13 protein-coding genes are annotated in these 19,086 nt (G+C 62.2%); 7 read left to right on the plus strand and 6 right to left on the minus strand.

Translation table 11 applies throughout. The features are described 5' to 3' along the window. Nucleotides 1–205: 205 nt before the first annotated feature. Nucleotides 206–1,387, plus strand: a complete 1,182-nt coding sequence (gene ampC, locus HHL14_RS26075; protein WP_169500471.1) for a class C beta-lactamase — start codon at nucleotides 206–208, stop codon at nucleotides 1,385–1,387. 46 nt (nucleotides 1,388–1,433) lie between these two features. Here ampC and HHL14_RS26080 read toward each other — a convergent pair whose 3' ends face one another. From HHL14_RS26080 to HHL14_RS26090, 3 genes are all read right to left on the minus strand, one after another. Beyond that, a complete protein-coding gene (locus tag HHL14_RS26080; RefSeq protein ID WP_169500472.1) occupies nucleotides 1,434–2,561 on the minus strand; it encodes a VIT1/CCC1 transporter family protein in 1,128 nt (375 codons plus the stop codon). A gap of 215 nt (nucleotides 2,562–2,776) precedes the next feature. Further along, nucleotides 2,777–3,706, minus strand: a complete 930-nt coding sequence (locus HHL14_RS26085; RefSeq protein ID WP_169500473.1) for a phytanoyl-CoA dioxygenase family protein — start codon at nucleotides 3,704–3,706, stop codon at nucleotides 2,777–2,779. Nucleotides 3,707–4,038: 332 nt separating this feature from the next. Continuing rightward, nucleotides 4,039–4,344 carry a hypothetical protein gene (locus HHL14_RS26090; RefSeq protein WP_206002519.1) on the minus strand — a complete coding sequence of 102 codons (306 nt, stop codon included), beginning with the start codon at nucleotides 4,342–4,344 and terminating at the stop codon, nucleotides 4,039–4,041. A gap of 655 nt (nucleotides 4,345–4,999) precedes the next feature. Between HHL14_RS26090 and HHL14_RS26095 the strand changes: the two genes are divergently transcribed. Further along, nucleotides 5,000–6,091: a porin gene (locus HHL14_RS26095; RefSeq protein ID WP_407945307.1), complete on the plus strand. Its 1,092-nt coding sequence runs from the start codon at nucleotides 5,000–5,002 to the stop codon at nucleotides 6,089–6,091. A gap of 186 nt (nucleotides 6,092–6,277) precedes the next feature. On the opposite strand, the gene HHL14_RS33845 is transcribed toward HHL14_RS26095, so the two are convergent. Together HHL14_RS33845 and HHL14_RS26105 are read right to left on the minus strand one after the other, a co-directional pair. Next, on the minus strand, nucleotides 6,278–11,503 hold the full coding sequence (locus tag HHL14_RS33845; protein WP_169500474.1) for an autotransporter domain-containing protein: 5,226 nt from the start codon (nucleotides 11,501–11,503) through the stop codon (nucleotides 6,278–6,280). Nucleotides 11,504–12,055: 552 nt separating this feature from the next. Further along, nucleotides 12,056–12,823 carry a class II aldolase/adducin family protein gene (locus tag HHL14_RS26105; protein WP_169500475.1) on the minus strand — a complete coding sequence of 256 codons (768 nt, stop codon included), beginning with the start codon at nucleotides 12,821–12,823 and terminating at the stop codon, nucleotides 12,056–12,058. A 597-nt stretch (nucleotides 12,824–13,420) separates the two neighbouring features. Between HHL14_RS26105 and HHL14_RS26110 the strand changes: the two genes are divergently transcribed. The 5 genes from HHL14_RS26110 (at nucleotide 13,421) to HHL14_RS26130 (ending at nucleotide 18,016) form a co-directional block, all read left to right on the plus strand. Further along, nucleotides 13,421–14,284 carry a branched-chain amino acid ABC transporter permease gene (locus HHL14_RS26110; protein WP_206002522.1) on the plus strand — a complete coding sequence of 288 codons (864 nt, stop codon included), beginning with the start codon at nucleotides 13,421–13,423 and terminating at the stop codon, nucleotides 14,282–14,284. Beyond that, nucleotides 14,281–15,306, plus strand: coding sequence for a branched-chain amino acid ABC transporter permease (locus HHL14_RS26115; protein ID WP_169500477.1), 1,026 nt, complete (start codon nucleotides 14,281–14,283; stop codon nucleotides 15,304–15,306). The genes HHL14_RS26110 and HHL14_RS26115 overlap by 4 nt, the downstream gene beginning before the upstream one ends. Beyond that, a complete protein-coding gene (locus HHL14_RS26120; RefSeq protein WP_169500478.1) occupies nucleotides 15,299–16,063 on the plus strand; it encodes an ABC transporter ATP-binding protein in 765 nt (254 codons plus the stop codon). The genes HHL14_RS26115 and HHL14_RS26120 overlap by 8 nt, the downstream gene beginning before the upstream one ends. After that, entirely contained in the window at nucleotides 16,050–16,757 is a 708-nt protein-coding gene (locus tag HHL14_RS26125) for an ABC transporter ATP-binding protein (RefSeq protein ID WP_169500479.1), read from the plus strand. Before HHL14_RS26120 ends, HHL14_RS26125 begins: the two co-directional genes overlap by 14 nt. A 74-nt stretch (nucleotides 16,758–16,831) precedes the next feature. After that, nucleotides 16,832–18,016, plus strand: coding sequence for an ABC transporter substrate-binding protein (locus HHL14_RS26130; RefSeq protein ID WP_169500480.1), 1,185 nt, complete (start codon nucleotides 16,832–16,834; stop codon nucleotides 18,014–18,016). 147 nt (nucleotides 18,017–18,163) lie between these two features. Here the strand turns inward: HHL14_RS26130 and HHL14_RS26135 are convergent, their stop codons facing one another. Further along, the gene (locus HHL14_RS26135) at nucleotides 18,164–19,069 is read right to left on the minus strand and encodes an SDR family oxidoreductase (RefSeq protein WP_169500481.1); all 906 of its coding nucleotides are present in this window, start codon (nucleotides 19,067–19,069) and stop codon (nucleotides 18,164–18,166) included. Between the last annotated feature and the right edge of the window lie 17 nt (nucleotides 19,070–19,086).

The raw sequence follows: 19,086 nt of genomic DNA on the forward strand, positions 1-19,086 counted from the left end.
CGAGCGAACTCATGAACATTTGCATCTGCAAGGCATCGCATCTGCCCGCATGCTCGCGCCCATAACTTTTTCTTTAGCGTCGCGCAACTTATCCTCGTTTGTCAGCGGATCGTAAAAGCCGGATAGTGCTGCGTCACCGACTGCACAAGCAGTCACCTGGTGTACCGCTCAACTCCGCTCCACTCTGCTCAAGGAACCGTTGCCGATGAAGTCCAAAACACTCAAGCTCATCACGACCGCCACTTTCGCGCTGTTCGCGCTCAGCACGACCTCGCCTGCCAGTCGCGCGGCCGAGGTCGGCACCGATGCGATCAAACCCACCGTCGATGCGGCGATCCGCCCGCTGATGGCGCAATACCACATCGCCGGGATGGCGGTCGGCGTGATCGAAAACGGCAAGCCGTACGTGTACAACTATGGCGTCGCATCGACGCAGACCGGCAAACCTGTCACCCGCGACACGCTGTTCGAAATCGGCTCCGTCAGCAAGACCTTCACGGCGACGCTTGCATCCTATGCACAACTGAACGGTAAGCTGTCGCTATCGGACGGCACCGAGCGCTATCTGCCGACGCTGCAAGGCCGCCCGTTCGGCAAGGTCAGCCTGCTGAATCTCGGCACGCACACGCCGGGCGGCTTGCCGTTGCAAGTACCCGACGACATCCATAACAACGCGCAATTGCTGCAGTACTTCAGCAACTGGCAACCCGCTCATCCGCCGGGTACTTTCCGCACTTATTCGAATCCTGGCATCGGCACGCTCGGCCTGATCGCTGCAAAGAGCATGGGGCAGGACTTCACCGCGCTGATGGAGCAACGCGTGTTTCCCGCGCTCGGCATGACGAGTACTTATCTACATGTGCCGGCGGCAAAAATGCCGGACTACGCACAGGGCTACACTAAGGACGGCACACCGACCCGCCTGACCGGCGGCGTGATCTCCGCGGAAGCGTACGGCATCAGGACGACCGCGCCGGACCTGCTGCGTTTCGTGCAGGCGAACATGAACCTGATTCCGATCGACAGCACGTTCCAGCGCGCGATCACCGCGACGCACACCGGTTACTTTCAGGCCAGCACCTTCACACAGGATCTGATCTGGGAACAGTATCCGTATCCGGTTGCGCTGAAGGCCTTGCAGGCGGGCAATTCGCCGGAAGTAGTTTCAAACGGAATGCCCGCGACGGAAATCAAACCGCCGCTGCCGCCGCAGCAGAACGTCTGGATCAACAAGACCGGCTCGACCAACGGCTTCGGTACGTACGTCGCGTTCGTGCCGGAAAAGCGACTCGGCATCGTGATGCTCGCGAACCGCAATTTTCCGCTCGAAGCACGTGTGACGGCCGCGTATCAGATCCTCACGGCACTCGCCGGCAGCGCGCACTAAAGCGCCCTCCTCGGCATTGTGAAACGGAGCCAGGTTGCGTCGGCGCTCAGGAAATCGACACGCCCAGCAAGCGCCCGACGCCGAATGTAAATCCCGCCGCAATCAAACCGATGATGATCTGCCGCAGCGCCGAAAACCCGGCGCTGCGGCCGTTGAACAACGACGTGAAGACACCGATCGACGCCAGCGCCAGCATGCTCAGCACGACGCACTGCACGATCGCGTTGACACCGTGAGTCCACAGAAACGGCATCACCGGAAAGATCGCGCCGAGCGAAAAGAGGCAGAACGACACGGCCGCCGCCGACCACGGATTGCCGCCCAACTCGGCGGGATCGAGCCCAAGCTCCTCGCGCGTAAGGGTGTCGAGCGCTTTGTCCTTGTTGCGCATCATCTGCGAGGCGACGCGTTTCGCCTCGTTCGCATCGAGCCCTTTCGCGCGGTAGATCAACGCGAGTTCGTGCTCTTCGGCTTCCGGTTGCTCGTCGATTTCTTCGGCTTCCTTAGCAATCTGCGTGCTCGCGAGTTCGCGTGCATTGGTGACCGACAGCCATTCGCCGAGCGCCATCGAACACGCGCCGGCGATCAACCCGGCGAGACCGGTCAACAGAATCGCCTTGTTGCCGGTGCCCGCGCCGGCGATGCCCATGATCAGACAGAAGTTCGACACGAGACCGTCGTTGGCGCCAAGCACCGCGGCGCGCAGATCGTTGCCCGATGCCGCGCTCTTGTGCCACGACTCGGCGGCGGCGATGCGCGCGCCCGGCGAGAGACTCGGGTCGCCGCCACCCGCGAGCGTCTGCACGACGGCCGCGTGATGGTGCTCATCGGCCGACATACGGCCGGCATCCTGTTGACCTTGATATTTATTGCGGTCCGCGTATTCGGCGGCGGCGAGTGTCGGCAGCACGAATTTCGCGCCAAACAGACGCACGAGGTTCTTCATCAGACGCGTCTTCACCGCATGACCGTGCCCTTTCGGTTCGATGCCGTTAGCCTTGAGCTTATCGGCCCACACTTGCGCGTGACTGTGTTCGGACTGGGCCAGATCCTGGTAGACCTGCTTGCGGGTCATGTCTTTCTCGACGCTCGCAAGCGTCTCGTAGAGGGCGGCGCTATGCAGCTCGTCGGAGAGATTTGCCTTGTAGCGCTTCACTTCATGCTTCGTTGCCATGATCTCGTGCGTTGCCGCCCATGTTGCCGATGGCAAAGCGTAACCGATTCGGAAGCGGCGGCCGGAAAGGCCCTAAAGCATGAAGTGAGCGAGAAGCAATCCTGTTTTTATCTGCGCTGGCAATGGGATGCCGTATGCGCAGTATCTTTTTCTCGGGGCCGGGCCTCGGCGACACGCTACTGGCGCGAAGTGCCGTTGTCCGACCCGCGAGCCGTTCAGACAGAACGGCCTTCCGCTTTACCGAAGAGCTGATAGTGCTGTGTGCCGGAAACGAACGTGTTGTCCTTCACGGCTTGCGCGACATCCGGATATTTCGCCAGATACGCCTCTTCGAAACGCGCGCGATCGAACGCCTCTTCGGGCACCTGCTGGATCGGACGATCGATCCAGAATCCGCACGACACCGGACGTAGCGTCATTTCGAGCTTCGTCGCGTCCTGTGCGGAGAAATAGTGGAACACCAGCGACTTGCGCGTGCGTGCCGGGTCGGCAATCGGACCGCCTCCATGCAGCAAATTCGCGTGCCAGATCAGCACGTCGCCTTTTTTGGCCGAAAACACCTGTTTTTCGAAGCCGCGCCGAGCGACTTCTTCCTCGATGTAAGCGTGCCATTTCGGCATTTCGTCGGGCACGAAGTGCCGCAGGCCGTTGCTGAAAATCATCGGCTCGATCTTGTGGCTGCCCGGATAGTATTCGAGCTGCCCCGCGTCGACGTGCGCATCTTCGAGCGCCACCCAGATCGCAATCAGATGATCCGGCGTGGTCGGCGTCATGTAGATCGAATCGACGTGGGCCGGCTGCTGACTGCCCTTTTCGAAGTAAAGACTGTTGCAGAGCGCCGGAGACTGATCGAATAGCTGTTGAAGTACCGGTGCGATCCGCTCCGAAAGCGCAAGCTCGCGGACATCCGTCATGTCCAGGTAAAGATCGTTGATCTTCATGCGCCGCGTTTCGATTTCTTTCGGCGTCAGCAGACCGAGCAGACTGCGCTCGCCGGTATCGAGCAGATCGATCGTCACGTTCATCGGTCGTTCGAGTTTGCGTTTCGCAATCGAATCGACCACGGCGTCTATTTGCTGAGCCGAGTAAAAACCCGGAAGAATTGCAAAACCGTTCTTTTCAAAGTCTTCTTTTAGACTATCCACGATGCACCTTCCTGATTGGCCCTTGGCGTTTTCAAAATCGCGCCTGAATACCGCGCAGCGCCAGCGGTGGGCGCATTGCGGCAAATTCTACATTGAACCTCATGGCCGGGCAATTATTCGCGCCGGCAAATGGCATGCGCATAACAGGCGCATTTGAATCGCAAACGAAAGCCGAGGATTAGCACATCGAGACGCGTGTAAATACGCGTGGCGCGATATCGCGGTGAACGGCGAGAGATGAAGCGCGGCTAAACGGACACCGTGGTGAACTCCGCAAAACACCCGGCGCGCCATCTGTCATAAATGTGTCGCGCCGGGCGAGTCGACGGCAATTACTGGCTTGCCGCTGCGCCGGTACCGGCCTTCTTTTCGGCCTGCTGCAGCTTGCTCGGATAGTTCGGGTCGTTAGCCGCCGGCTGGTAGCCCGCGTCTTCCAGCTTCTTCAATTCGGCGTTGCGTTTCGCGCGGGCCTGTTTGCGGGCCGCCTTGCGCTCGGCCTTGGTCGGCTTCGCGGTGCTCGTTTCCGGCTGCGCGGCGGCATCGGTCGTGCCCTGCGCGGCAGCGAACGGGATCGTGCCGGCCATCAGGGCCACTGCCGAAATCCCAAGCATGATTCGTTTGATGGCGAAGCTCTTCATAACTGATATCCCTTGTAGAGAATTGCTAATAAGTTGGAGTCCGTCTGCGAATCGTGTGCATCAGAACGGGCCGCGTAGCTCCCACGCGAGCCCGTCAACGGGAGCTTACAGCCAAAAAGCGAAATGTGGGATATCGGCGTGAATGGCAATGCCGATGCGCAGAATCATTGCGGCATAGGCATCGGTTGCCGACTCATGCCGGCAATACCTCTATTCTGCAATGCAGAATAGACTTCGCTGGCAAATCATCTTCCTTTCAATGCATTAATTAAAAATTCTCTATCCATTACAGCCACTTACTCCGGAAATAAAACGCCGCAGCTGTTTTTAGGTGTTTTCCCTTAACAGGCCTGCATTGCAGTTTTTCAGGCGATTTCCCTCGTTGACACAGTCCGAACGATCGTGCGAAATTGCGCCTGCATTCCCCGGGCAAATCGGATCGAGTCCATACCACGACTCATTCACGAATCATTCGTCATCAGGAACTCAGTTCACACAAGAAGCGCGTTCGACCCGCCCCACGTCCCCGGTCATTCACCGATAGTTCGCATTCCTTGCCGATTGCGAAGGCGTGTGCCATGGCCCGTCGGAACCGCGCCGCGCAGCACCCGTTTCACCGTTTGTCCGATAACGTAAAAACAAGGAGACACGCAGCATGCCGGTCAGTCATCGCAACAGGGTGGGAGCCATTCTTGGCTTGATGGGTGCATGTGCGTTCGGCACGGCTCAGCATGCCAATGCGCAAAGCAGCGTCACGTTGTACGGCATCGTCGATGCGTCGCTGCTCTATACCAACAAGACGCTCAATACGACGACCGGCCAGAGCGCCAGTCATCAGTACGCGTTTACCGATAGTGGGCTAACCGGCTCGCGCTTCGGCATGCGCGGCGCCGAAGATCTGGGCGGCGGCATGCGCGCGATCTTCCAGCTCGAAAGCGGCTTCAGCGTGGCCAATGGCGGATTGAACAACTCGAACGGCAATCTGTTCGGCCGCCAGGCGTGGGTCGGCATCGATAGCCGCTACGGCACGGTCAAGGCCGGTCTGCAGTTCTCGCCGTTCTTCCTGTCGGTCTACGACTCCGATCCGCGCGAAATGGCCTATTTCGGCAGCGGCCTCGTCACCTATCTGAACAACGTCTACGTGACGGGTCTGTTCAACCCCAACGGCATTTCCTATACGTCGCCGGAAATCGCCGGCTTGCAGGCCAGCGGCATGTTCGCGTTCGGCGGTACCGCCGGCGACTTCCAGGCCGGTCGCCAGTACTCGGCGAGTCTGCGTTACCACTTCGGCGGCCTGACGCTCGATGGCGCGCTGTACAGCGGCAACGCGGGCGGCAGCGCCGCGTCGATCGCGATTCCGAGCGTGGTCGAATTCGTCGGTCGCACACTTGGCGCGCGCTATACCTTCGACAGATTGACTCTGAAGGCCTCATACACTCAGTACAAGGTCGCGGGCTCGTTCAACAATCGCGTCTACTCGGGCGGCGCGAGCTTCGGCATCACGCCGGCACTGAATATCGATGCGGGTGTGTGGGTTACGCGCGATGCGAACGACGGAGCGAACAATTCGATCCTCGCGTCGACCGGACTCGAGTACTCGCTGTCGAAGGCCACGATCACGTATGCGCAGGTCGGCTTCGTGACCAATCACGGCGGCATGCATACCGGGCTGTCGGTCAACAACGCGCTGGATCTGCCGACCGGCACGACGGCCGGCGCGAGCATCGGTATTCGCCACACCTTCTGAACGGCGCCGATGCCCCAGCAAGCGCGCAAACAAAAACGGGCGACGCAAGCCTGATCGGCATTGCGTCGCCCGTGGATCGATGCGGCGGAGAGAAGAAAAACGCTAGCTGCTTCCTTCGGCTCGACCAGCTCGAAAGCCGAAGGAAGCCGAAGAAAGCGAAACCAGCGCGCGAGGCTTTGCCCCCGCTTAGAACGTCGCCTTGAACGTGCCCTGCACGGTCTGACTCGTCGTGCCGCCGCCGAACTGGCCACCGTAGTTCAGGCCCAGCGTGGCCGACGACGTCACGTGGAAATCCACGCCACCTTGCACCAGCGCCGCGTTGCGCGCAATCGGCACACCCCCGACCGTGAACTGATCGCTGCCGGCAAACGCGAGCGTCGATTCCGGCACGGTATTGCCGAATGCGTACTGCCACGCAAGCGAACCGTTCAGCGTCACCTTCGTCTTGCTGCCCAACGCGAGATCGGTCGAACCGCGCACGCCCAGCGTCGAGAACGCCGTATTGGTCGTGCCCGACTGGCCGGCCAGCGCCGCGGCGCCACCCTGCTCGCTGAAGCTGCTGTTGCGCAGGTTCACATACGCGATGTTCGCGAACGGCTCGATCGTCGCCATCGGCAGCGTGAAGCGGTAGCCGATGTCGCCGAACACCTGGGTCGTGCGGGCGTTGTAGTCGCTGTTCACATTGTCCGAATAGCCGACAAACGAAGGCGAGCGCGCGGTGCTGATCGAGTGCCACGAGAACGCTGCGCCGGTGCGGAAGCCGAGGTTGCCCCACTGCGTGCCGCCATAGACGCCGACGTGATAGTTGTCGCTGCTGGCCGACGAATTGCGTTCGTCGACGTTGAGGCTGGTGTTGCTGTAACCGGCCAGCGCACCGACGCGCCAGCGCCCACCGACGAGCGTATCCGTGCCCATCATGAACCCGCCGGTCGTCTGACGCAGACGGGCGGCATTGCCGTCACCATCCGTATCGCCCCACGCGCCGAACGCACGTGCCCACACCGCGGGTTGCGATTCGCTGCCCGAGCACCCTGCGCTTGCGCCGCCGGCCGTCGCAATGCTGTTACCCGCGCCCGGTGCACAGAAGCTCTGGCGCACGCGGCTGATCGCCGTATCGCGGATGTAGCGGCTGTCGTTGATCAACGCAGTCTTGACCGATGCATGCAGTTCGCCGGACAGCTGGTTGAACGCGTGACGCGCATCGTCGTCGTTGCTCTGCATGCTGACCGCGTCCTTCATCGGATTGCCGTCGGGCAGGGTTTGCAACGCGCCCGCGGTGGCGATTTCGTTGCGCGTCTTCGCCGCGTCGACGAAGTTGCGAACCTTCACGGCCTTCAGGTAGACATTATTGGCGTCGTACGCATCGGTCAGCGCGTAGAACGCGCCGTTCACGTCGCCCGTCAGCGCATAGGTGCCGGTCACGCCGTCGGTTGCGCTCAGTACCGTGTATTCCGCGTTGACCGGATACGCACCCGGAGCAATCTTCTGCACCTCGAGAGTCGAGCCCGACTCGATGGTGGCCGCGCCGTTCACGACGATCCTGTCGGAACTGCTGCCCGAGGCCGGATCGACCTCGACGTGATACGTCGAGCCCGCCGCTTGCGAGAAGTCTCCGTTCACGCTCAGCGTGCCGATCGAATTGCCCGGGGACACCGTGCCGCCCGATTCGATGCGGGTTGCGCCGACGGTACCGTTGCCGCCGAGCGTCGCGCCGTTCTGCACGGTGACCGCCGAATTGCCGAGGTAGCCGTTCACGCTAAGCAGGCCGCTGGCGACCGTGGTCGCGCCGGACAGGTTGCTGTTGCCGGTCAGCTTCAGCGAACCCGCGCCGGTCTTGGTCAGGCTGCCGGTGCCGTCGATCGCGTTGGCGAAGATGGCCGCGCTCGGCTGGTCGATGACGAGCGCGCCGTCGTTGACGATGCCGCCCGAGCCGAAGCTCGTCGCCGAGCCGATCACCGTGCCTTCCGCAATCGTGGTGCCGCCGGAGTAGCTGTTCGTGCCGCTCAGCGTGAGCGTGCCCGCGCCGGTCTTCGCCAGGCTACCCGCGCCCTCGATCGTGCCCGACAGCGTCGCGTCCGAGCTCTCGTTCGCCGTCAGCACTGCCGACGACGACGAGCCGAGGTCGATCGTGCCCGCCCCCGACAGGTTGTTCGCCGTCTGCGAGAAACCGTTCAGCGCAAGCGTCGCGCCTTCGTTGACCGTCACCGACGAGCTGTCGGCGAACGCGTTTTCGGTGCCGGTGGCAAGCGTGCCGCCGTTGATCGTCGTGGCACCGGTGTAGGTGTTCTGCGCCGACAGCGTCAGCGTGCCCGCGCCGTTCTTGGTCAGGTCCTTGCCGTTCCAGCCCGTTGCCGAGGCCGCCTGGTCCGCCAGCACCACGTCGGCATTGAACGCTTCCGACGCGTCCGTCAGCGTGAAGGTGCCGTTGCCGTTGGTCGTGCCCGCGTCCCACGTCAGACCGAAGCCGACGCCGTAGCTCAGGTTGTCCGCGCTCTTGCGCGCTTCAACCGTGAGGTAGTCGACCGGAGCAGTTGCGCCGCCCACGCTGACCGACGAGAAGTCGCCGGTAATACCATTCGTGGTACTGATGATGGCGTACGTCGAATCCTCCGCCGCGCTGACCGACGCTGGCGCCGACGAGCTGAAACCGGCGACGTTCAGCGTGCCGCCGAGCGTCGCCGAGTCCGCCGAGATGAGCGGCGCGTTCTGACCGCCGACATTGACGTTGAGAACCGAATCCGCGGACTGCGTGAGCGCGTTGGCGATCTCCAGCTGCGAGTTGAAGCCGAGCGTCGTCGTCGCGCCGCTGGCGGTCGTCAGGCTGTCCGCGGAGAACACGCCGTTCTGATCGAAAGCCAGCGTGCCGGCCGTCACGTTGACCGCACCCGCCGACGAGTTCGCGGCGCTCAGCGTGGCCGCGCCCCCGCCCGTCTTCAACAGTGCGCCCGTGCCGGTGAGCTGGTTGGCCAGCGTGCCGTTGTCGGCGAAGTCGAGTTGCAACGTGCCGTTATTGGCGACCGCGCCGCTGCCGAGTGCATTGCCGTTCGTCGCGACCAGCGTGCCACCGTCGATCGTCGTGCCGCCGCTATAGGTGTTGGCACCCGACAGCGTGAGCGTGCCGGCGTCGCTCTTGGTCAGTGCCCCAGTGCCGGAAATCACGCCGGAGAACGTGGTAGCGGCCGTGCCGCCTGAGGTCAGATCTGCCGAGCCGAGCAGCACCGAGCCGGTGCCGGAAAGACCGTTGGCGGTCTGATCGAGATTGTTCTGGCTGAGGTCCAGCGTGCCGTCGACTTCGACCGCGCTGCTCGCGGCAAACGCGTTGGCGACGCCGCCGAGCAGCGTGGAACCGGCCGAGATGGTGGTCGCGCCGGTGTAGCTGTTGCCGCCGTTCGACAGTTCGAGCATGCCGCCGCCCTGCGCGGTGAGGCCGCCGCTACCGGCGAGCAGACCCGTCACGTTCAGCGTCTTGCCCGCGTCGACGTTCATGATCGCGTTGCCGCCGAGCGTGATGTTGCCGGTGGATGCGAGCGTGCCGCTGCCGGCGATCTGGCCGCCGTCCTGCACGTTGATATTGGCCGCGTCCAGCGTGAAGAGACCGCCCGCGACGTCGATCGTGCCGCCCGTTTGCAGATTCAGCGTCTGCGCGCGCACGCTCGTGTTGTCGTTGCCGACCAGCGTGCCGGCCGTGGCGCTGCCGTCCGTATCGGTGCCGGTGGTAATCGTGAAGGTACCGCCCGAGGTGCTGCCGTAATTGACGCCGTCGGCGAGCACGAAGGTGCCGCCCTGTACCGATGTGTTGGCCTGGATGGCCGAGTCGTAGTTCGTCGTCGCGCCGTTGTCGCCATAGAACACCACCTCGCCCGCGCCCGTCTTGTTGACCGTGACGGTCGAACCCGCGATCGAGCCGACCGGGTCGTAGAACAGGATCTGATAGCCGGCGTTGGCGTTCAGGTTCAGCGTGCCCGACGAACCGAGGTAGATCGCGTTCGGCGTACCGGTGCCGGCGATGGGCGCATACGACGAGTCGAACTGGACACCCTGTTTGTTGCCCTGGAACACGATGTTGTCGTTCAGCGCGTTCAGCGCGACCGTGCCGGACTGCAGATAGATCGCGCCACCGTTGGTGGACGCGTAGTTGTCGAGGAATTGCGAACCGGACGACAGGCTCACCAGCGCCGCGGACGAATCGTAGTAGATCGCGCCGCCATTGCCGGCGCCGCTGCCCGAACCGGCCTTGATCGCGTAGTTGTTCCTGAAGATCGCAGCGGCGTTGAACAGGTACTGATAATTGTACGAAGAGCCGTTACCGTATGCGCTGATTGCACCGCCATAAGCCGAGCCGCCCGCGCCGGTCGAGACGACGTAGTTGCCGTCGAACACGACCGGAGCGTTGAACTCGACCACCGAGGCGCCCGAGCCCGGGCTCAGATAGCCGATGTTGATTGCACCGCCACGTGGATTGCCGGCGCCGGTGGACGACGTCACCACATGGTTGCCCGTGAAGGTCGTGTCGCCGTTGAACGTCAGCGTCGACGCGCCGCCCCAGATGTCGATCGCGCCACCGAAGTAGTTCCTGGCAGAATTGTTGTTGAAGACGGTGTTGCCGTTGAACGTCAGAACGCCGGTGTTCTGATACATCGCAATCGCACCACCGTAGTTGTCGGTGGTATTGGAGTCGAACGTATAGTCGCCGTTGAACGTCATGTTGCCGCCGTAAAGCGAAATGACGCCGCCGCCGTCGCCGGTCGACACGTTGTTCGAGAACACCGCGCCATTCGCGCCGGTACCGGCGGTCACGTTCATGAACGTGCTGCCGGTGGTGCCGCTCATATAGAACACGTTGCCGTATGCGCCCTGCAGGCCGTCGAACGTAACGTTGTTCAGATAGATATTCGACGTGTGCGTACCGCCATTGTCATAAAATACGCCATACGCCGAATTGGCGGTTTGTCCCAATGTCAGATTGGATAGCGTAATGGAATTACCATCCACCGCGCTGGTCAGGTTAAATACCTGATTGCCACCTCGTGTAATGGCATTACCATTGCCGTCCAGCGAAAGCGTGGATTTCGCGGCCGAATTCATCGATACGGCGCTATTCCACGTCGCATTGGAATTGATCGCGAATTGATAGGCGGAAGCGGACCAGTTCGTGCCGCTATTCAGATAACCGCCGATATCGGTTCCCGTCGGAATGACGACCTGCGCGGAAGCGAATGGCGCGACCGCCAGCAGGGAAAGCTGGGCAAGTGCCGCGACGAGCGGCTTTCTGGTGAAAATCGCGCCGGCTGATTGCATGCTCTGGGTGTTATCTTTCACCGATTGGCTTTTGCCGCTGCGCGTAACGAGTTCGGATACCGCGACCCACGCGTTTAACGCCTCGTTCCATATGCAGCGATACGATTTATTCACGTCTATTACCTGTTATTCAAATATGGATATTTATCGAACCCGTATGCGACAGACTCCGGACGTGCGTTTCCGCGCCGACAGGGCATTAATCTCACAAATCTTTCATTTGGTTACATCGTAACTTGCGAACTGTCTTGCTTTGAATCGGACAAGTCCCAACACGATCATTTGTAATCAGTGTTTTACGATATTTGACAAATATTAGAGGTGGTATTTAAAGCCACGTCTACAGCGGCATTGGACGGGAATGAAAGTGATCGCTTTATATCGGAAAAGACTGGATTTTTTATAGACCGGACGCTATTCAATCGGCTCTCTTCGGCAAAGACAAGGAATGGCAAAGGACACGCAATTGAATGGCGCGTTATCGTTGACTAGCGCTGATTAGTCGTGACGCGGTTGAGACTGCCACGCAGCGGGAAGCTCACGAGGCCGCCATTGCGGCAGCCCCGCCCTTCATTGCTTCAATCACTTCAGGTCGATACGTCGACGTCGACCGTCATTGAATCGAGGACGCGTGAAGTGAAGCGTGCCATGCGATATCCGCTGCCTTCATACGTCATAGCCGGGATTGCACCGCGCCAGTCGGCGCAGCAAACCAGGCCACACCAGGTCGGCACCCTTCCCTTTGCTGACCTCGCGTGCCTGCTGGCCCATCGTCGCGATGATCGATTGCGGCACTTCGATCAGTTGGCCGCCGGCCTGCGCGAGAATCTGGATCTTGCACGACGTCTCGAACACATACATCGCCTGAAACGCTTCGGCCACCGAGCGACCGCAGGTCAGCAGCCCGTGATTGCGCAGCATGAGATAGTTGGCGCTGCCGAGATCGGCAACGAGGCGGGCCTTCTCCTCATCGCGCAACGCAACGCCTTCGTAGTCGTGATACGCGAGGTTCGTCAGCACGAAGCCCGACTGCTGCGACAACGGTAATAGCCCATCCTGTTGCGCGGCCACCGCGACACCGTACGGCGTATGCGTGTGCAGCACGCAATTGACGCTGGCCCGCGCGTCGTGCACCGCGCTATGAATCACGAAGCCGGCCGGATTGACGTCGAACGGCGTCGGCATGACCGGCTGCCCTGCGTGATTCACCTTGACGAGACTCGACGCGGTGATCTCCTCGAAGAACAGCCCATACGGATTGATCAGAAACTCGTGCTCGTGTCCGGGCACGCGCGCCGAGATATGCGTGAACACCAGGTCGTCCCAGCCGAACAACGCAACCAGCCGATACGCGGCCGCAAGATCGACGCGGACCTGCCACTCTTCGGCTGACACCATGTGACGAACGCTGGGAATATCGAGCGGAGAATTCATGAGCGGCCTTCGAGGAGAGTGAACGGGCGAAATGAGTAGGCAAACAAACAGGCAAACAAACAGGCAGGCAACGCATGCCTGACTATGGCGACGGCAAGAGACTTCGCAAAGCCTCGGGAAACTCCCGAGTAACTTCTGCATTGCAGAATGCGAACGTGCTCAACATGCTGCCAAGGCGGCATCCGCTGCATGTCGATCTGTTCCGCATGAACGTTCGCCGCCAATCCAATTCACGGTGATCGCAAGCACTGGCGCGGCTCATCGCATCATCATGCCAGCGCTTCCGTACGCATCGATCATCTTCCGTCACAACTTTAGTGACTTCCCCAATAATCTGCAATGCAGAACATGCGGGCATAAAAACCTATTGACGAAAAGTGAACGCCCGTGCCAAATTGCCCTCGCCCCGCTGCTCTTCGCGTTCGGCAGTTCACACCGAAGGGCTGCGTTTTCAAGCATCGGTAGCCGCCGTCCGGTTTGAAGGTGCAGCGCGGCCACCGTTCCGTGCGTGCATGACGCGCTTCGCGGCGCGGCATGTATCGAAGCCAACGCAATGCACACCCCGTGTGTTCAGTGGGAGGATGTCGAAGCGTGGATATGTTCTTGCAGCAGCTCCTCAACGGCTTGACGCTAGGCGGCATTTACAGCCTCGTCGCGCTCGGTCTTACGCTGGTCTACGGCATTCTCGCGGTGCCGAACTTCGCGCACGGCGCGTTCTATATGGTCGGCGCGTTCGTGTCGTTCTATCTGATCAGCAAGCTCGGTCTGAACTACTGGGTCGCGATGATCGGCTCGGGCCTCGCCGTCGCGGTGCTCGCGATTCTCGCCGAACGCCTCGTCTTCAACCCGCTGCGCAAGTCGTCCGAACTGCATCCGATGATCGCCGCGATCGGTCTGCTGCTGTTTCTCGAAGCCGGCGCACAGGCATTGTGGGGCGCCGATTTTCATCGCATGCCGACACCCTACACGGGCATCGTCGATCTGGGCAGCGTCAGCGCGCCGTTGCAGCGGCTGCTGATCATCGGCGCGGCGTTCGCCCTCGTCGTGCTACTGCAACTGTTCCTCCGCTTCACCGTCGTCGGCTCGAGCATCGTCGCGATGGCGCAGGATCGCGAAGGCGCATCGCTGATGGGCATCGACACCAACAAGGTGACGATGCTCACGTTCGCGATCTCGGGCCTGCTCGCCGCCGTCGCCGCGACGCTTTATGCGCCGATCAATCTCGTCTATCCGGCGATGGGGCAACTGGTAATCCTGAAGGCCTTCGTGATCATCATTCTCGGCGGCATGGGCAGCGTGCCGGGGGCGATCGTCGGCGGTCTCATCATCGGCATGGCGGAGAGCTTCGGCGCCTTCTATATCTCGACCGACTACAAGGACATCATCGCGTTCGTGCTGCTGGTGGTGATTCTGTCGGTACGTCCCCAGGGACTCTTCACGAGGGAACTGCGCGCATCATGAGATTATTCGAAGGCAAGACGGGCTGGACGCTGCTGTTCGCGCTCGGGCTCGCGTTTCCGTTCGCCGCGAGCAACGACTACATGCTCACCGTGATGTCCACCGCGTACATCTTCGCGCTGGCCACCGTGGGTCTGAACCTGATCACCGGCTACACCGGCCAGTTCAATCTCGCGCACGGCAGCTTCATGGCGCTCGGCGCGTACACGGTCGGCATCCTGACGGTCGATCACCAGGTGCCGTTCTGGCTCGCGTTCGTCGCGGCGGGCGTGGTGGTCGCGGTGTTCGGCGCACTGGTCGGGATCGTGTCGCTACGTTTGCGCGGCCACTACTTTTCGATCTTCACGCTGTGCGTCGGCTACATCATGTTTCTCGTGATCGAGAAGTGGGATTCGCTCACGCATGGGGTGACGGACATCATCGGCATTCCGGCGCCGTCGGGTTTCGGGCTCGTGTCGTTCGAGAATCCGCGCGCGCTCTACTACCTGACCTTCGCGTTTCTGGTGCTCGGCGTGTGGCTGATGCATCGCATCGTCAACTCGCTGCTCGGCCGCACCTTCATGGCGATCCGCAATAGCGACGGCCTCGCGCAATCGCTCGGTATCAACCTGATGCGCAACAAGGTGCTCGCGTTCGTGCTGTCGGTCATCTACGCGGGACTCGCGGGCGGTCTCTACGCGGGTGCGGTGCGTTTTCTCGGACCGGACCTCGCGGGCGTCGACCATACCTTCGACATGACGATGTACATGCTGGTCGGCGGCATCGGCACGCTCGCGGGTCCGCTGCTCGGCGCGCTGATCATTCCGTGGCTCACGCAGTACCTGCAATTCCTGCAGGAATACCGCTTCGTCGTGTTCGGTCCGATCCTGATCCTGCTGGTGATCTTTCTGCCGAACGGTATCGTCGGGCTGTATCAGTCGAGAAAGCACAAGCGCGCGCGCCGCGCGGCGGCACCGAACGGCGGCGTCAACGCGGCGCAGGCGTCGCGCGCGCCGCAGCCCACGCATGGAGACGGTCATGCTTGAAATCGACTCGCTCAGCAAGCGCTTCGGCGGTCTCGTCGCGGTCGACGACGTCAGCACGCGCATCGAGGCCGGCAAGATCAACGCGATCATCGGACCGAACGGCGCGGGCAAGACCACCTTCTTCAACCTGATCAGCGGCACCCATCTGCCGAGCTCCGGGCGGATCGTCTTCAACGGCGAAGACGTGACGAAGCTCGGCGCGGACCGCATGGCGCGGCTCGGGGTGGCGCGCACGTTCCAGTCGACCGCGCTGTTCGATCGCGCGAGCGTGCTCGATAATCTGATCGTCGGTCATCGGCTGCGCACGCAATCGGGGCTATGGGACGTGCTGCTGAATACGCGACGTCTGCAGCAGGAGGAGCGCATCTGCCGCGAAAAAGCCCGTGAAGCGCTCGACTTCGTCGGTCTGTCGGCGGTGGCCGAAAGGCTTGCCGGCGACATCTCGCAGGAGGAGCGCAAGCGCGTCGCGTTCGCGCTTGCGCTCGCCACCGAGCCCAGCCTGATGCTGCTCGACGAACCGGCCGGCGGCGTCAACCCCGAGGAAACCGAGGGCCTCGCCGAGCTGATCCGCAAGCTGGTGAAGCACGGCGTCACGGTGTGCCTCGTCGAACACAAGATGAACATGATCATGAAGCTCGCGGATCGCATCATGGTGCTGAACTACGGCCGCAAGATCGCCGAGGGCACGCCCGCCGAAATCCGTGCGAACCCGGCCGTGATCGACGCTTACCTCGGGAGCGAGCATGCTGAAGTTTGACAACGTATCGCTCGATTACGGCAGTTTCCGCGCGCTCGACGGCATCAACCTGCATGCCGACGACGGCGAACTCGTCGTGCTGCTCGGCGCCAACGGCGCAGGCAAAAGCTCGATTTTCCTGACCATGAGCGGCCTGCGCCGCGCGGCCGGCGGCAGCCTGCGCTTCGGCAATCGCGAGCTGCTCGGTATGACGCCCGCGCAGATCGTCAGGAGCGGCGTGATCCAGTGCCCGGAAGGACGCAAGCTGTTTCCAGGTATGTCGGTGCTGAAGAATCTGACGCTCGGCGCGTACGTGCATCGCGGCGATCGGGCCGGCAACCGGCGCAATCTCGAACAGGTGTTCAGCCTCTTTCCGCTGCTCGCCGAACGCAAGGATCACGCGGCCGGTTCGCTGTCCGGCGGCCAGCAGCAGATGGTCGCGATCGGTCGCGCGATGATGGCACGGCCCAAGGTGCTGCTGCTCGACGAGCCGTCGCTGGGTCTTGCGCCGCTTGTCGTCAAGCAGGTGTTCGACGTGATCCAGCAGATCAACCGCGCGGGCACCACCGTGTTGCTCGCCGAACAGAATGCGTTTGCGGCGCTGAAGATCGCGCATCGCGCGTATGTGATCGAGAACGGCCGCATCGTGCTCGAAGGCGATCACGCGAGTCTGATGAATAACGAGGCGGTACGGCGCGCGTACGTCGGCGGCTAACGCCGCATCGCATATCGCGCGCGAGTACGGCCCGACATGAACCCATCCCGGACCATCTTTCCAAGGAGACACGTATGACGAAACAACGCTTGCGCGTTCGCAGCGGCTTGCTGGCGATCGCCGCCGCGACCGCCCTGCTCGGCTCGGGCGCCGCGATGGCGCAGCAGGTCGTGCACATCGGCTTCTCCGGCCCGCTCTCCGGCGGCGCCGCGAAATACGGCCAGGAAGTCCTCGACGGTATGCAGATGGCGGCCGCCGATGTGAACCAGGCCGGTATCGACGTGGCGGGCAAGAAAATCAAGCTCGAGATCGTCCCGCTCGACGACAAATACAACCCCAGCGAAACCGCGATCAACGCGCGCCGTCTCGCCCAGGAACAGCAGGCCGCGGTCGTGCTGGTGCCGCATTCGGGCGGCGGCTTCGCGGTGCAGACCAGCAACGAGCAGCAGAAGCTGTTGCTGCTGTCGTACACGAGCGTGCCGCAGATCAGCGAGCGCGGCAACAAGCTGACCGTGCGGATTCCGCCAGCCTTCACGTCGTATCTGGACTCGTTCATCAAGTATGAAATGAAGACCTACGGCAAGAAGGCCGCGCTCGCCGCGACCGATACCGACTACGGCAAGGTCTGGGTTGCCGCGTTCAAGCCCGCGTGGGAAGCGGCCGGCGGCACGATCGTCGCCGACAACGCGATGTCGTATAACCGCGCCACCGACTTTTACAGCGGCGTGAGCCGCGTGCTCGCGGCGAAGCCCGACGTGATGTTCATCGGCGGACCGTCGGAGCCGACCGGTCTGGTCGCGCAGCAGGCGCGCGAACTCGGCTTCAAGGGCGGCTTCATCATCATGGACCAGGCGAAGCTCGACGAAGTCGCGAAGGTGACCAACGGCTATACGCCGCTGAACGGCGCGATCGGTGTGCTGCCGCTCGTCGACGACACGACGCCGAACGCGAAGTCGTTCGTCGAGCGCTTCCGCAAGTCCCATAACGGCCGCGATCCGAGCCAGGAAGTGTCGCTGAACTACACGGCCGTGTACGCGACCGCGCTCGCGATGAAGCTCGCCGGCACCACCAGCGACGCCACCGCGATCCGCAATCAATTCGATAAGGCCGTGAAGGCGCTGCCGCAGCAGAACAATCCGCAGAGCGTGACCGGCGTCGACGATCGCGGCGGCTTCGTGATCGGCAACCCGCTCGCGGCGGTGATTCAGGGCGGCCAGTTGAAGGAGGCAACGCTCAGTTCGTTGACGGCGGCGAAGTAAGTATTTCTCCGGAATCCGAAGCATAAAAAAGCGCCGTGAAATTCACGGCGCTTTCTGTTTTTGCGGCGAGCTTTTCAGCCTGTTTTTCAGTTCATCGGGCAGCCAGAATCGCCGCCCTCGCGTTCGCCCTGCTCCGGCCCTGCCTTATTACCCCCGCAGCGACGCGACGATCTGCTCGCGCACCTGCGGCCGCTCCGCGAACGGATCGGTCGGATTGCGCGGCGTGACGATATCCTCGGCGCGCGTCTTCACCGCATTCAACGCGTGCGGATGCGAGTAGATATAGAACTGCTCGTCGCGGATCGCGTCGAACACCAGCGCCGCCACCGCTTCCGCGCTGACCTTGCCCGAGCTGACCGCCTTCTCGCTCAGTGCGCGGGCGACGCACTGCGACAGCGTCGGCGGCGTGTCGTTCGCGAGTTCGCTGGGCCGGTTACGCTGTGCATTCGCGATGCCGGTCGGCACGAAATACGGACACAGCACCGAACACGCCACCTGCTGCGTGACCAGCGACAGATCCTGATACAGCGATTCCGTCAACGCCACCACCGCGTGTTTCGACACGTTGTACGGCCCCATCAGCGGCGGCGCGAGCAACCCCGCCATCGACGCGGTATTGACGATATGCCCGCGATAGCCGGCATCGCGCTGCGCCTGCTCGAGCATCAGCGGCGTGAACGCGCGCACGCCGTGAATCACGCCCCACAGGTTGACGCCGAGCAGCCACTGCCAGTCGCGCTCGGTGTTCTCCCACACGAGGCCGCCGCTGCCGCCGACGCCCGCATTGTTGAACACCAGATGCACGCCGCCGAATGCGTCGAGCGTCGCGCGCGCGAGCGCGTCCACTTCATCGCCCTTTGAAACGTCGACGCGGCGCGCGATCGCCTGTGCGCCGGCGGCGCTGACTTCGGCGAGCGTTTCGTCGAGTGCGTCCTGCTGCACGTCGGCGAGCACGAGCCGCATGCCGAGCTTCGTGCCGAGCCGCGCGAACTCGCGACCGAAGCCGGAGCCCGCGCCGGTGATCACCGCGACCTTGCCTGCGAAATTGTCCATGCGTTGTCCCATTGCAG

This window comes from Paraburkholderia antibiotica (genome assembly GCF_012927125.1).
Taxonomy (GTDB): domain Bacteria; phylum Pseudomonadota; class Gammaproteobacteria; order Burkholderiales; family Burkholderiaceae; genus Paraburkholderia; species Paraburkholderia antibiotica.